The organism is Streptacidiphilus sp. ASG 303, from assembly GCF_020991365.1.
Lineage (GTDB): Bacteria > Actinomycetota > Actinomycetes > Streptomycetales > Streptomycetaceae > Peterkaempfera.
The window spans coordinates 575,299-589,334 of the sequence record NZ_JAJLRA010000001.1; the positions used below are offsets into that span (position 1 = coordinate 575,299).

General features: G+C 74.7%; 14 protein-coding genes and 1 pseudogene. 1 reads left to right on the forward strand and 14 read right to left on the reverse strand.

Annotated features, from left to right (window positions below; all coding sequences use genetic code 11):
• Window positions 1-152 precede the first annotated feature (152 nt).
• Window positions 153-1,547, forward strand: a complete 1,395-nt coding sequence (locus LO771_RS02555; RefSeq protein ID WP_230647865.1) for a M28 family metallopeptidase — start codon at window positions 153-155, stop codon at window positions 1,545-1,547.
• On the opposite strand, the gene LO771_RS02560 is transcribed toward LO771_RS02555, so the two are convergent.
• The 14 genes and pseudogenes from LO771_RS02560 to LO771_RS02625 form a co-directional block, all read right to left on the reverse strand.
• The gene (locus tag LO771_RS02560; protein ID WP_230647866.1) at window positions 1,517-2,212 is read right to left on the reverse strand and encodes a GntR family transcriptional regulator; all 696 of its coding nucleotides are present in this window, start codon (window positions 2,210-2,212) and stop codon (window positions 1,517-1,519) included. The two genes, LO771_RS02555 and LO771_RS02560, sit on opposite strands and share 31 nt — an antisense overlap.
• 172 nt (window positions 2,213-2,384) lie before the next feature.
• Complete coding sequence (gene tatC / locus LO771_RS02565; RefSeq protein WP_230647867.1) at window positions 2,385-3,290, reverse strand: twin-arginine translocase subunit TatC; 906 nt, start codon at window positions 3,288-3,290, stop codon at window positions 2,385-2,387.
• A 139-nt stretch (window positions 3,291-3,429) separates the two neighbouring features.
• Window positions 3,430-3,714 carry a Sec-independent protein translocase subunit TatA gene (gene tatA / locus LO771_RS02570; protein WP_230647868.1) on the reverse strand — a complete coding sequence of 95 codons (285 nt, stop codon included), beginning with the start codon at window positions 3,712-3,714 and terminating at the stop codon, window positions 3,430-3,432.
• Window positions 3,715-3,953: 239 nt separating this feature from the next.
• The gene (locus LO771_RS02575) at window positions 3,954-4,169 is read right to left on the reverse strand and encodes a hypothetical protein (RefSeq protein WP_230647869.1); all 216 of its coding nucleotides are present in this window, start codon (window positions 4,167-4,169) and stop codon (window positions 3,954-3,956) included.
• A gap of 145 nt (window positions 4,170-4,314) precedes the next feature.
• Window positions 4,315-4,548, reverse strand: a complete 234-nt coding sequence (locus LO771_RS02580) for a hypothetical protein (protein ID WP_230647870.1) — start codon at window positions 4,546-4,548, stop codon at window positions 4,315-4,317.
• A gap of 53 nt (window positions 4,549-4,601) precedes the next feature.
• A complete protein-coding gene (locus LO771_RS02585) occupies window positions 4,602-5,549 on the reverse strand; it encodes a YafY family protein (RefSeq protein ID WP_230647954.1) in 948 nt (315 codons plus the stop codon).
• A gap of 158 nt (window positions 5,550-5,707) precedes the next feature.
• Window positions 5,708-6,664: pseudogene (locus LO771_RS02590) on the reverse strand (helix-turn-helix transcriptional regulator); the annotation flags it as partial.
• A gap of 228 nt (window positions 6,665-6,892) precedes the next feature.
• The gene (locus LO771_RS02595; protein ID WP_230647871.1) at window positions 6,893-7,264 is read right to left on the reverse strand and encodes an FKBP-type peptidyl-prolyl cis-trans isomerase; all 372 of its coding nucleotides are present in this window, start codon (window positions 7,262-7,264) and stop codon (window positions 6,893-6,895) included.
• Window positions 7,265-7,351: 87 nt separating this feature from the next.
• Entirely contained in the window at window positions 7,352-8,611 is a 1,260-nt protein-coding gene (locus tag LO771_RS02600; RefSeq protein ID WP_230647872.1) for an FKBP-type peptidyl-prolyl cis-trans isomerase, read from the reverse strand.
• A 178-nt stretch (window positions 8,612-8,789) separates the two neighbouring features.
• On the reverse strand, window positions 8,790-9,782 hold the full coding sequence (locus tag LO771_RS02605; protein WP_230647873.1) for an FKBP-type peptidyl-prolyl cis-trans isomerase: 993 nt from the start codon (window positions 9,780-9,782) through the stop codon (window positions 8,790-8,792).
• A gap of 269 nt (window positions 9,783-10,051) precedes the next feature.
• Window positions 10,052-11,413 carry a Pup--protein ligase gene (gene pafA / locus LO771_RS02610; RefSeq protein ID WP_230647874.1) on the reverse strand — a complete coding sequence of 454 codons (1,362 nt, stop codon included), beginning with the start codon at window positions 11,411-11,413 and terminating at the stop codon, window positions 10,052-10,054.
• Window positions 11,414-11,752: 339 nt separating this feature from the next.
• Entirely contained in the window at window positions 11,753-12,562 is an 810-nt protein-coding gene (gene prcA, locus LO771_RS02615; protein ID WP_230647875.1) for a proteasome subunit alpha, read from the reverse strand.
• 75 nt (window positions 12,563-12,637) lie between these two features.
• Window positions 12,638-13,480 carry a proteasome subunit beta gene (gene prcB, locus LO771_RS02620; protein WP_230647876.1) on the reverse strand — a complete coding sequence of 281 codons (843 nt, stop codon included), beginning with the start codon at window positions 13,478-13,480 and terminating at the stop codon, window positions 12,638-12,640.
• A 215-nt stretch (window positions 13,481-13,695) separates the two neighbouring features.
• Window positions 13,696-13,914, reverse strand: a complete 219-nt coding sequence (locus LO771_RS02625) for a ubiquitin-like protein Pup (RefSeq protein ID WP_230647877.1) — start codon at window positions 13,912-13,914, stop codon at window positions 13,696-13,698.
• Between the last annotated feature and the right edge of the window lie 122 nt (window positions 13,915-14,036).

Sequence of the window (14,036 nt, forward strand, 5' to 3'; positions counted from 1 at the left end):
CACCGTTTTCGGGGCCCGCACGGCGGCGCACTATTGACGTGAACACATCCATGGCTTCAGCATCGGGCTCGCACCTCCGATCGGACGCCCCACCGGCCGCGCCGCGGGGCATCCGTTCGTTCCGCCTCACCCCGCCGGACATCGGAGCCCCCATGACACCCAGCGCCGGACAGCGCCCCGTGCGGCCAACCCGCCTGCGCCGCTGCGCCACCGCGGCCGGCACGGTCGCCGCGCTCGCCACCGCCCTGCTCGCCCCCTCGGCCCTCGCCTCCGCGGCACCCGCGGGCACCGGGAGGAGCACCGCCCCCGTCCTCGCCCCGGCCCTCGGGACCCCCGCCCTCGCCGCGCCCGACATCGCGGTCGCCGACGTGAAGGCCGACCTGGACCAGCTGCAGTCCGTCGCCAACGCCAACGGCGGCAACCGGGCCCACGGCCGGACCGGGTACCGGGCCTCGGTCGACTTCGTCAAGGGCAAGCTGGACGCGGCCGGGTTCACCACGACCCTGCAGTCCTTCACCTACAACGGCGCCACCGGCTGGAACGTGATCGCCGACTGGCCCGGCGGCGACACCGCCCACACGGTGATGTCCGGCGCGCACCTCGACTCGGTGACGGCCGGCCCCGGCATCAACGACAACGGCTCCGGCTCGGCCGGCATCCTGGAGGTCGCGCTCGCCGTCTCCCGGGCCGGACTGCAGCCCGCCAAGCACCTGCGGTTCGCGTGGTGGGGCGCCGAGGAGTACGGCATGGTCGGGTCGAAGCAGTACGTGAACGGCCTCTCCGCCGCCCAGCGGTCCTCGATCGACGCGTACCTCAACTTCGACATGATCGGCTCGCCCAACCCCGGCTACTTCGTCTACGACGACGACCCGGCGCTGGAGTCGCTCTTCAAGGACTGGTTCACCGCCAAGGGCATCGCGACCGAGCCCGAGACCGAGGGCGACGGCCGCTCGGACCACTCGCCGTTCAAGAACGCCGGGATCCGGGTCGGCGGCCTGTTCTCGGGCGCCGACTACATCAAGACCTCCGCCCAGGCCGCCAAGTGGGGCGGCACCGCGGGCCGGGCGTTCGACGCGTGCTACCACGCCTCCTGCGACACCTCGGCCAACCTGAGCACGACGGCGCTGGACAACAACACCGACGCCATCGCCAACGCCGTCTGGACGCTCGGCACCGGCACGGCCACCCCGCCCCCGCCCGGGACCGTCTTCGAGAACACCGCGGACGTCGCGATCCCCGACGCGGGCGCCGCCGTGGAGTCGCCCGTCACCGTCAGCGGGATCACCGGCAACGCCCCCTCCACCCTGAAGGTCGGCGTGGAGATCAAGCACACCTACCGCGGCGACCTGGTCGTCGACCTGGTGGCGCCGGACGGCAGCACGTACCGGCTGAAGAGCAGCAGCACGAGCGACTCCGCCGACAACGTGAGCACCACCTACACGGTGAACGCCTCCTCGGAGGTCGCGAACGGCACCTGGAGGCTGCGGGTGCAGGACAGGTACGCGCAGGACACCGGCTACATCGACAGCTGGCGACTGACGTTCTGAACCCCGGGCGTCCCGCTCCGGCCGGCCGGCCGGCCCCTCCGGGGGGCCGGGAGGCCGGCCCCCCGGAGGCGGTCCAGGTGGCGGCGCATGCAGCGCTCGGCGCCGGCCGCGTCGCCGGCGGCCAGCAGGTCCAGCAGGTCCAGGTGGTCCCGGGCCGCGGCGGCCAGGTCCTCCGGTCCCGGGGCGCCGGGCGGGGAGGACCGCCTGCCGAGGTCGGCGGCGACCTCGACCAGCCGCCGGTTCCCGGACAGGCCCAGCAGCGCCGCGTGGAAGCGGCGGGAGGCCTCCCGGCAGCCGGCGGCGTCGCCGCGCTCCGCGGCGGCCACCGCCTCCTCGGCCGGCGGGCGCAGCGCGCCGAGCTGGGCGGGGGTGGCGGTGCGGGCGACGAGCCCGGCGGTGGGGACCTCGACCAGCGCCCGCACCTCGGCGAACTCGGCCAGGTCGCGCCCGCTCGGCTCGGTCACCCGGAAGCCCTTGTTGCGGACCGGTTCCACCAGGCCCTCCCGGACCAGGTCGAGCATCGCCTCGCGGACGGGGGTCGCCGAGACGCCGTACCGGGCGGCGAGCACGGGAGCGGAGTACAGGGCGCCGGGCTCCAGCTCGCCCGAGGCCAGTGCGGCGCGCAGGGCCTTGGCGATCTGGTCGCGCAGCCGCTCCTGCACCATGACCCGTTCGCGGTGCGGGAGCGGCTGCGCGCCGGGCCCCGGGGGGCCGGTGTCGGGGAGCCCGGTGCCGGAGGGGCCGGTGCCGGGGGGTCCGCTGTCGGGAGGTCCGGCGCACGGGAGCCCGCCGTGGAGGGGCCCGGTGTCCGGGGGGCCGGTGTCCGCCATCAGGGGGTCAGGTGACGTCGTCGAAGCGCTCGGCGCGCCCCGCCTGCGCCTCGGCCGGTCCGGGCTCCCCGAGGAGGGGGGCGGCTCCGCCGACGTGCTCCACGGGGGCGAGCGGGGCCGGGGCCAGGTCCAGGACGGAGGCCTCCTCGTCGTCCAGTCCGGCGTTGGGGTCCGCGGCCCGTGCCCGGCCGCGGCGCCGGTCGTTGAGCCAGGCCACGGCGCAGGCGAGGACGTAGAGCAGCAGGATCGGCCCGGCGAGGAGCAGCATGCTGACCGGGTCGGTCGTCGGGGTGGCGATCGCCGTGAAGAGGGTGATGCCCATGACCATGCCCCGCCACCAGCCGCCCATCCGGCGGGCGCTGAGGACACCGCCGAAGTTCAGCATGATCAGGACGAGCGGCAGCTCGAAGGAGAGGCCGAAGACGATGACCATGCGGGTCGCGATGTTGAGGAAGTCGTCGACGTTCTGGATGTTGGTCGCGTTGTGCGGCGTGAACGACTGCAGCGTGGCGACGGTGGTCGGCAGGATCGAGTACGCGAACCAGGCGCCGCCGAGGAAGAGGGGGATGCCGAGGGCGAGGAAGGCCAGGCTGTACTTCTTCTCGTGCCGGTGCAGGCCCGGCGCGATGAACGCCCACAGCTGGTACAGCCACACGGGGCTCGCGATGATGAGGCCCGCGGTGAGGGAGACCTTGATGGCCAGGCCGAACGGCGACAGCAGGTTGGTGACGGCGATGATGCACTGCTCGCCGCCGGTGCCGTTCATCTTGGCCGTACAGCCGTCGAGGGGCCGGATCAGGAAGTCGATCAGGTCCCGGTAGTAGAAGGCGGCGGCGATCGTGACCACCAGGATGGCGCCCACGGCCTTCATCAGGCGGTTGCGCAGCTCCCTCAAGTGGTCACCGAGGGACATGCGCCCCTCGGGGTCCTTCGGCGCCCTGGCGGCAGCCTTGGCGGACTTCAGCAACCCTGGTCCTCGACTCGTGCAGGGGGCCGGGCGGCCCGCCCGCGGCTCTGCTGGTGGTGCGGGAGGCGGTGCGCGGACCGGAGGGTCAGCGCTGGGCGTCCTGCTGCGGCGCGGCGGCCTGCTCGCCGACCGGACGGGCGCCGGCGGCGTCGCCGGGGGCGGCCTGGATGGTCTTCGGTGCGACGGGGGCCGGGTCCGCGGGGTGGTCCTGGGCGGCGCCGTCCGCCTTCATGGCCTTCGTCTCGCTCTTGAGGATCCGCAGCGACTGGCCGAGGGAGCGGGCCATGTCGGGGAGCCGCTTGGCCCCGAACAGCAGTACGACGACCACGAGGATGAGGATGATCTCGGGTGCTCCGAGCCTGCCGAACATGTGCGACTACCTTCCCACCGAGGGGCTTGTCAGAGGTGTGCGCCTGCGGGTCGAGGCGCGGGAGGCACGGTCCGGGCAGCTGTACCGGTCTCCTGCCGGCGATCGTAGCCTGCGCGGATGAACGGCCGGGATACTCCGGCCGGTCTCCGTGGGGACGGGCCCCGTCGCCTGCCCGGGGTCCGCTTCACGAGCGTAACGCGGTCGGGAGGCGGGGGACGAGTCCGAGGACCGTGCGGAGGTCACCGGCCGGCGGCGGGGGCGGTCGCGGCGAGGGCGTCGGCCAGGGGCGCGGCGGCATCCTCCAGCGTCGCGGCGGCGTGGGCGACGGCGCGGGAGGCCGCGTCCACCTCGCGGGCGAGGTGGCGCACGTCACGCCAGAGCCGCACCGCGAGCAGGCCGAGCACCAGCAGCCCGGCCGTGGCCAGTCCGACGGCGGCGGTGGTCATCCAAGGCATGCCGCCGAGCCTAGGGCATGGGGCGCCGGACCCGGACGGCGGCGTCGCGGGGGCGGGGGCGCCGGCGGCGCCACGTACCGCCGCGCCCCGGACCACGACGTCACGGACCGCCGCGCCCCGGACCACGACGTCACGGACCGCGGGCTCACGGCCCCAGGTGCAGCCGCATGGTGCTGACACCCGCGCCGGTCAGCGCGGCGACGATGCGCTCGCCGGCCGGCCTGCGCACCGCGGCGCCGCACTCCGGACAGGTGAAGCTGTAGAAGGTCCGCTCGCGGGTACGGCCGACGGCGAGGCGCAGTGCCTCCGCCCCCAGCTCCACCTTGCTGCGGCACTCCGTGCAGAACGCCTTGAAACGCGTGGTCGCGGACACCCGCATTCCGTTCCTCTCCGGGCCCGTCCGGGCCCCGTCCCGCCGCCCCGGGGCGCCGGTCAGCTCCCCGCCGTCCCCTGCACGGACCCGTCGGCCCCGTAGGCGGCCAGCGCCTCCAGTGCGGCGGCGCGGGCCTGTGCGGCGAGGTCCGCGGGGGCGGCGATGCGGCCGTCGCGTCCGAGCCGCAGGGCCAGGCGGCGCAGCCCGGCGGGTTCCGGGGTGCGCAGGGTGATACGCAGCCCGCCGTCGGGAAGCTCGACCGCCTCGTCGTGGGTGTAGTACTCGGTGACCCAGCGGCCGGCCGGTCCGACCTCCAGGACGACCTCGGGGTCGTCGGCGTCGGGGTGCACCAGCCCGTCGGAGAGGTCGCGCACCTCCAGCGGCGGCGGGTCGGCGGGGGTGTCCAGGACGCGGATGTCGGCGACCCGGTCGAGCCGGAACATGCGGCGCCCCTCGGAGACCCGGCACCAGGCCTCCAGGTAGGTGTGGCCCTCGGTGACCAGGCGGATGGGGTCCACCTCGCGCTCGGTCATGCCGCCGCGGCCGTAGGAGTAGTAGCGGAGCCAGAGCCGGCGGCGCTCCGAGAGGGCCCGGTCGACGTCGGCGAAGACGTGGCCCTCGGCCTCGAAGGTGACGCCGACCCGGGCGCTGCCCTGGGCGCTCTCGCCGGCGGCGAACTCGATCTTGGCGACGGCCCGGGTGAGCGCCTGCCGGTCCCGCTCGCGCAGGCCGGGCAGGGCCGCGACCGCGCGGGCGGCGACCAGCAGGGCGGTGGCCTCGTCGGCGGCCAGGCGCAGCGGCTGGGCCACGTCGTCGGCGTTGTGCCACCAGATGCGCTCGCCGTCGGTGTCGATGTCGAGGAGGTCGCCGCCGCGGAAGCTGGTGCCGCACATGGGCAGCACGTTCAGGTCGGCGACGAGCTCCTGCTCGGTGACGCCGAAGGCGCGGGCGACCTCGCCGACCCGGGCGCCGGGGCGTTCGCGCAGGTAGGTGACGAGGGAGAGCATCCGGCGGGTCTGGTCGATGGCGTTGCTCACCGCTGGGCTCCCTGGGGGGCGGTCTCGGGGGCGGAGGCGCCCCGGGCGGTCCCGGGGGCGGGGGCGTCGGCGGTCCCGGCGGCGGGGGCGTCGGCGGTCCCGGCGGCGGGGCCCGCGGGGGCGAGGCCGGCGACGGCGCGCAGCCGGTCGACGACGTCGGCGCGCAGGTCGTCCGGCCCGAGGACCACCACGTCGGCGCCGAACTCGGCGAGCCAGGCGCCCAGGCCGTGGCCGTGGGGCACCTCCAGCTCGTCCCAGTCGGCGTCCACCGGCTCGACCGACAGCGCCTTCGCCCGCAGCGGGAAGGCCGCGCCCCGGCGCAGCCGGATGCGGGCGGCGGCGGTGGCGCCCTCGCCGGCGAAGCGGGCGACGGTCTCGCGCACGTCCACGTGGTCGGGCACCTCGGCCGTGAACCGGCCGGCGCGGGCGCGGACCCGGCCGGTGATGCGGCTGAGCCGGAAGACCCGGACGTCCTTGCGGTCGCGGTCCCAGCCCGCCACGTACCAGTGGCCGTGCCAGCACTCCAGCGCCCAGGGCTCGACGGTGCGCTGCTCGGGGTCGACGGCCCCCGCCTTGCGGTAGTCGAAGGCCACCGGGCGGCGGTCGCGGGCGGCGGCCAGGAGGGGTTCGAAGGCGGCCTCGCGGGCGAGGATGCGCGGCTCCAGGGCGGTGTGCTCCCGGTCGGCGGCCTCCTCGAAGGGCACGCCGGCCGCGCGGAGCTTCTGCAGGGCGCCGCTGGCGGCGCCCGCGAGCCGCGCCTGCTGCCAGACCCGGGCGGCCAGGCTGAGCGCGGCGGCCTCCTCCGCGTCCAGGGCGATCTCGGGGAGCCGGTTGCGGTCGCGGCGGGCGACGTAGCCGGCCTCGCCGTCGAGCGCGGACTCGTCGATGTCGATGACCAGGCCGAGTTCCCGCAGGTCGTCCTTGTCCCGCTCGAACATCCGGTTGAAGGCGTCCTCGCTGCCGGAGGCGGACGCCTCCCGGTAGGCCTCGATGGAGTCCCGGAGCTCCCGCTTGGAGAGCGGACGCCGGGTGTTCATCAGGCACAGGGCGAGGTTCATCAGCCGCTCTGCCTTGGCGATCGCCATCGCTGACCCTTCCGGTGTGCTGCCGGTGCACGGGGCACCCGCCGGGCGGCGGTGCCCGGCGCCTCGACCGTACCGTCACCGGCGCGACCTGGGAAACCTGGTGCGGGGGTGAAGTCGGGGCACGGGTGTGCGGGCGGCCCGGAACGCACGCCGCCCCCCGGCGGACCGGGGGGCGGCGTGCGGGTCGCGGCCGGCGGGACCGGCCGCGGGGCCGGTCGGGCGGCGGCGTCAGACCGACAGCAGGTCCACCACGAAGATCAGCGTCTCGCCGGGCTTGATGGCGGGGGTGGGGCTCTGGTTGCCGTAGGCCAGGTGAGCCGGGATGACCAGCTCGCGGCGGCCTCCGACCTTCATGCCGACGACGCCCTGGTCCCAGCCCTTGATGACCCGGCCGCCGCCCAGCGGGAAGCGGAACGTCTGGTTGCGGTTCCAGCTGGCGTCGAACTCCTCGCCGGTGCTGAAGGCGACGCCCACGTAGTGGACCTCCACCGTCTGACCCGGCTTGGCCTCGGCCCCGTCGCCCACCCAGATGTCGCGGATCTGCAGCTCGGCCGGCGGCTCGCCGCCCGGGAAGTCAACCAGCGGCTTCTCGATGCTCACAATGCCTCTTTCCATGGCCCCGGCGGTTCCGGGGCACGTCTGTCGCGTACAGGGCGGGACGCCGCGAGGGCGGCCGCCCGGTCATTCCTACCCCGCGTCCAGGATGTCCACGACGAACACCAGGGTGGAGTTCGCGGGGATGGAGCCCTGCGCCTGGTCCTTGTAGCCGAGGGACGGCGGGATCACCAGCTCGACGCGGCTGCCGACCTTCTGCCCGACCAGGCCCTTGTCCCAGCCCTCGATGACCTGGCCGCCGCCGGTGGCGAAGGAGAACGCCTGGCCGCGGTCCAGCGAGGAGTCGAACTTCTTGCCGTTGCTGTAGAGCAGGCCGGTGTACTGGACCACGACCTTCTGCCCGGCGGTGACCTTCGGGCCCTTGCCCGGGATCAGCACGGCGGACTTCAGCTCCTTGGGCGCGGGGACGCCCTTGGGCGGCGTGATGGTCGCCGCCTTCCTGCCGTGGTCCTGGACCTGCGGCAGGCCGGCCGGGGCCGGCACCGGGGCGCCCTGGACGACGGCCGCCGGGTCGGTGGCCCGGACGATGTCCAGGGCGAAGGTCAGGGTGTGCCCGGGGCCCACCCCCGCCTGCGGGTTGCCCTGGGCGCCGAAGGCGGCCGCGGGCGGCGCGACGACGAGGACGCGGCTGCCCACCCGGTGGCCCGCGATGCTCCGGTCCAGCGCGGCGATGAGCTCGCCCGCGCCGGCCTGGAAGAACTGCGGGTGGCCGCCCTTGTCGTACGAGCCGGGGATGGCCTTCCCGCTCTCCCAGTCCTTGCCCGTGTAGTCGACGGTGACCCAGTCGCCCTTCTTCACCACCGGGCCGCCGCCCTGGGAGAGGGTCTTCACCACGAAGGTGCCGTCGGGCTTGGCCTTGGGCACCTGGATGACCGCCGGCTTCCCGAAGGCGCCGGTGACGGTCGGGAGCACCGCGGCGGTGTCCTTGATCGGCGGCACGGTCGGCTGCGGCGGCGCGGACGGGGCGGCCGTGGGGGTCTGCGCGGCCTCGGCGGCCGGCGCGGCCGCGTCGTCGCCGCCCCGGTTGGCCAGGTACAGCGTGACACCGCTGCCGACGAGCAGCACGGCGAGGACCGTGCCGAGCACCACGCCGAGCCGGCCGACGCCGGTCGGCTCCTCGTCGTACCCGGCCTCGGACTGCGGGCGGCGCCGCACGTTGGAGGCGAAGACCTGCGGCTGCTCCTCCTCCGCGGGCCGGGCCACCCGGCGTCCGACCTCCGCCTTGCGGACCACTATGGACTCGCCCGTGCCGCCCACGGCCCCGCCCGGCCGCAGCGCGGCCGGGTCGCTGGTCCCGCGGGGGTCGCCCGGGCCCGGCGCGTTCTCAGACATGACTCCCCAATTCGCCGTTCCTCGTCACTGCTGCGCAGAGCGGCAGCAGTATGTCAGGTCCGGCCGGGCGGCGGCCCGGAGCGGCGGCCCGGGGGCCCCGTACGCGCCCGCGGCCGGGCGGCCGGGCGGGGCCCCCGGGCCGGGTGCCCGTCCCCGCGGCCGCCCGGCCGGGAGGACGTCAGACGGCCTGGAGGATGTCGATGACGAAGACCAGCGTGGAGTCGGCGGGGATGGGGCCCTGCGCCTTGGCCCCGTAGCCGAGCGACGGCGGGATGACCAGCAGCACCCTGCTGCCCACGGTCTGGCCGACCAGCCCCTGGTCCCAGCCCTTGATGACGTTGCCGGTGCCGATCTGGAACGCGGTGGCGCCGCCGTGGTCCCAGGAGGAGTCGAAGTTCTTCCCCGTCGCCCACAGCGCACCCGTGTACTGGGCGACGATCGTCTGCCCGGAGGCCACCTTCGGCCCGTCGCCCTTGATCAGCACCGCCTTCTGCAGCGCGGTCGGCGGCTTCTGCCCGGCGGGCACGGTGATGGTGGCGGCCGCCTTCCCGTTGTCCTTCACCTGCGGCATGCCGGACGGCGCCGGGACGGCCCGGCCCCGCAGCACGGTGTCCTGGGGCACGGCGCTCAGGATGTCGACCGCGAAGACCAGCGTGTCGTCCGGGCCCACCCCCAGGGCGGTGCTGCCCTTGCCGCCGAAGGCGGCCGCGGGCGGCGCCACCACCAGCACCCGGCTGCCGACCCTGCGGCCCACCACCCCGGTGTCGAAGGCCGGGATCAGCTGGCCGGAGCCCGCCTGGTAGAGCTGCGGCTTCTGGCCGCGGTCGTAGGAGCTGGGGATGGCCTTGCGGGTCGTCCAGTCCGTGGCGGTGTACTGGATCGTCACCCAGTCCCCCTTGCCGACGACCGGACCGGTCCCCTGCGTGGCCGTGGCCACCACGAACCTGCCGGTGGGCGGCCCGGAGGGGAGGGTGATGGACGCCCTCCTCCCCGGGGCCCCGGAGACGGAGGGCATCGGCGACGCGGAGGCCACCGGGGTCGGCACCGGCGGCGGCGAGGCCGGGGCGGAGGCGGAGGCCGGGGGGCTGCTCGGGCCCTTGGAGCCGCCGTCGCTGCCGCACCCGGTGAGGAGCATGAGGGGCAGGACGAGCAGCGCGGCGATGGGACGCACGGCGTTCCTCACTGTCGGTCGCTCAGGCCGGCCCATGGGCCGGCGCACGGGGACCGGACGCACGGGACCGGGCCCCCGGACCGGCTCCCCGGCCCGCCGGGGGCCGGACACACGGGTCGGGCCCCCTGATGTCCGGACTCTCCGGACACCATAGGACCCGACGTGCCGCCGTTCCCGGCAGGCGGCGGCCGACGCTCCGCCGGACCGGTGATCGGTCATCCCTTCCGATCAGCGGCCCGGCGGCCGTGCGCCCGCCCTCCGCGGGCCGGTCACATGCCGGCGATGAGCTTGTCCACCCGCTCGTCCACGGAGCGGAAGGGGTCCTTGCACAGGACCGTCCGCTGCGCCTGGTCGTTGAGCTTGAGGTGCACCCAGTCGACCGTGAAGTCCCGGCGCTGCTCCTGGGCGCGGCGGATGAAGTCGCCGCGGAGGCGGGCCCGGGTGGTCTGCGGCGGCACCGACTTGGCCTGGAAGGTCTTGAGGTCGGTGGTCACCCGCTCCGCCTGCCCCTTGTTCTGCAGCAGGTAGAACAGGCCGCGGCGGCGGTGGATGTCGTGGTACGCCAGGTCGATCTGGGCCACCCGGGGATGCGACATGCTCATCCCGTTCTTCTCCCGGTAGCGCTCGATCAGCTGGTACTTCATGACCCAGTCGATCTCCGTGCCGACCTTGGCGAGGTCCTCGGTGCGGACCGCGTCGAGGGTGCGGCCCCACAGGTCCAGGACGCGCTCCACCGTGCCGGTGCGGATGCCGCGGCGGTCGGCGAACTCGACCGCCTTGGCGTAGTACTCCTCCTGGATCTCCAGCGCGGAGGCCTCCCGGCCGTTGGCCAGGCGGACCTGGCGGCGGCCGCTGAGGTCGTGGCTGACCTCGCGGATGGCCCGGATGGGGTTCTCCAGGGTGAGGTCGCGCATCACCGTGCCGGCCTCGATCATGCGGAGCACCAGGTCGGTGGCGCCGACCTTGAGCAGGGTGGTGGTCTCCGACATGTTGGAGTCGCCGACGATCACGTGCAGGCGGCGGTAGCGCTCCGCGTCGGCGTGCGGCTCGTCGCGGGTGTTGATGATCGGCCGGGAGCGGGTGGTGGCCGAGCTGACGCCCTCCCAGATGTGCTCGGCCCGCTGGCTGACGCAGTACACGGCGCCGCGCGGGGTCTGCAGCACCTTGCCGGCGCCGCAGATCAGCTGGCGGGTGACCAGGAAGGGGATGAGGATGTCGGCCAGCCGGGAGAACTCCCCGTGCCGCGCCACGAGGTAGTTCTCGTGGCAGCCGTAGGAGTTCCCGGCGGAGTCGGTGTTGTTCTTGAAGAGGTAGACGTCCCCGGCGATGCCCTCCTCGTGCAGGCGCCTCTCGGCGTCCACGAGGAGCCCTTCGAGGATGCGTTCCCCGGCCTTGTCGTGGGTGACCAGTTCGGTGACGTCGTCGCATTCCGGGGTGGCGTACTCCGGGTGCGATCCGACGTCCAGGTAGAGGCGGGCGCCGTTGCGCAGGAAGACGTTGCTGCTGCGGCCCCACGAGACGACACGGCGGAAGAGGTAGCGCGCCACTTCGTCCGGGGACAGGCGCCGCTGCCCCCGGAACGTGCAGGTGACACCGTACTCGTTCTCCAGCCCGAAAATGCGGCGGTCCATGAGGGGACTTTACGCTTTTGAGCCGCTTCTGAAACCGTTTCGGGGACGGCGGTTCGATCACGGCCCGCGGGTGCGGCGGGACTTCCGCCGATCGGCCCCGTCGGCGGCGCGGGCCGCCGCCCCGGCCGGCGCGGACCTGTGCGGGGGCGCTCCGGGCATGCCGGTGGGCCCCCGCGACCGCTGGTCGTCGCGGAGGCGCACCGGCCCGGCGGCGCGGGGCCGGAACGGCCCGCGCGGAGTCCGGGCGGCCCTCCCGGCCCCGGCGGGCCGGGAGGGGCCCGCAGGGGGCCCGGCGGGTCCCTCAGGGGCTCCGGTCCCGCAGGGGCTCCGGGGCGGGGCTCAGAGCAGGGGCGCGGACGGGCCCCCGCCGCCCTCGGCGGCACCCTCGCCGCCGTCCTCCGGCCCGGCCGGCTTCCTCTCCAGCGGGGGCGCGACGGGCGCGTCGTCCTCGGCGGCCAGCAGGCGGCCCAGCTGGGCGCCGAGGACCCGCTTGAACTTGCGCTTCTGGGGGCGGCTGCGGTCCAGCACGGCCACCTCCAGCTGCTCCGGGGTGATGGTGCGGGGGGTGCCCCCGTTGGGGTCCCGGGCCAGGGAGTCCACGGCGAGCCGGAGCGCCTCGGCCAGGGTGAGCCCGGACCGGTGGCGCTGGCCCAGGTAGTTGCCGATGGAGTCGGCGTTGCCGCCCACGACGACGCTGTTGTGCTCGTCCACGACCGAGCCGTCGGGGGTGAGCCGGTAGATCTGGTCGTCCTCGGGGCCCTTGCCGACCTCGGCGACGATCAGCTCGACCTCGTACGGCTTCTCGCCGACCGAGGAGAAGATGGTGCCGAGGGTCTGGGCGTAGACGTTGGCCAGGCCGCGGGCGGTGACGTCGGCCCGGTCGTAGGAGTAGCCGCGCAGGTCGGCGTAGCGGACGCCGCCGATGCGCAGGTTCTCGAACTCGTTGTAGCGGCCGACGGCGGCGAAGGCGATGCGGTCGTAGATCTCGCTGACCTTGTGCAGCGCCCGGGAGGTGTTCTCCGCCACGAAGACGATGCCGTCGGTGTAGGTGAGCACGACCACGCTGCGGCCGCGCGCGATGCCCTTGCGGGCGTACTCGGCGCGGTCCGCCATGGCCTGCTGGGGTGAGACGTAGAACGGCGTCGACACCGGCTGTCGTCCCCTTCTGTCGGTGGGCCCGGACGGGGCCGGGGGTGGGTTGCGGACGGGGCGGGGCCCCCGGGGCTACAGCAGCGGCGCCTGGGGCCCGTCGGGCTGCTCCATCCGCCCGGCGGTCACCGAGCGTGCGATCTCGGCGACCTCGTCGTCGGACAGCCTGCGGAAGCCGTCCTCGGTCACCAGGGCCACGATGGGGAAGATCCGCCGGGCGAGGTCCGGGCCGCCGGTGGCCGAGTCGTCGTCGGCGGCGTCGTACAGGGCCTGGACGGCCAGGGTGGCGGCCTGGTCGGCGGTGAGGTCGTCGCGGTAGAGCTTCTTCATCGACCCGCGGGCGAAGACCGAGCCCGAGCCGGTGGCCGCGAAGCCGCGCTCCTCGGAGCGGCCGCCGGTGACGTCGTAGGTGAAGATCCGGCCGCGGCCCTCGTCGAGGTCGTACCCGGCGAAGATCGGGACCACCGCGAGGCCCTGCATGGCCATGCCGAGGTTGCCGCGGATCATCGTGGAGAGGCGGTTGGCCTTGCCCTCCAGGGAGAGCTGGGCGCCCTCGATCTTCTCGTAGTGCTCCAGCTCCAGCTGGAAGAGCCGCACCATCTCCACGGCGAGGCCCGCGGTGCCGGCGATGCCGACCGCGGAGTACTCGTCGGCGGGGAAGACCTTCTCGATGTCGCGCTGGGCGATGACGTTGCCCATGGTGGCGCGGCGGTCGCCGGCCAGCACCACGCCGCCGCGGAAGGAGGCCGAGACGATGGTCGTCCCGTGCGGGGCCTCCAGCGCGGCCGCGCCGGCCGCCGGACGGCGGCCGGGCAGCAGCTCCGGGGAGTGCTGCCCCAGGAAGTCGATGAACGAGGAGGACCCGGGGGTCAGGAAGGCAGCCGGCAGACGCCCGGTGCCGTGAGTGTTGGCTTCCACACGATCCCTTCCTAGAAGGCGGCGGTCCGCCGTACCAGTACGGCACGGACCCTACCCGTTCCATGGTCGTCTTCCACCGCGTCCGCGGTGCGGGAACGCACCGCGTCCGCGGCGGGCGGGCACCCGGTCCGGTCCGGGCGGTCAGCAGACCGCGGAGCACTCCGGAGAGTGCTCCGCGGTGCCGCCCGTCCCCCGGACCGGGCGCCGTCCTGCCGCTACTCGCCGCCCTTCTGGACGAACCCGCGGACGAAGTCCTCGGCGTTCGACTCCAGCACCTCGTCGATCTCGTCCAGGACGGCGTCGACGTCGTCGGAGAGCTTGTCCTGCCGCTCCTTGAGGTCGTCCGAGCCCTGCGCCTCGGGGGCCTGCTCCTCGACCTCCTCGGAGGAGCGGTTGGCCCGCTGCTGGCCGCCGCCGGTGTCCTTGGTCGCCATCTCCCTCACCCCGCTCACTTCGACTGCGATACTGGTCAGACCCTACCTACGGGCTGTGACAAGCGCTCCGGTTACGCGCACCTTCCTCGACGACCGGTGCTCCTCCTCATGGTTCCCCCCGG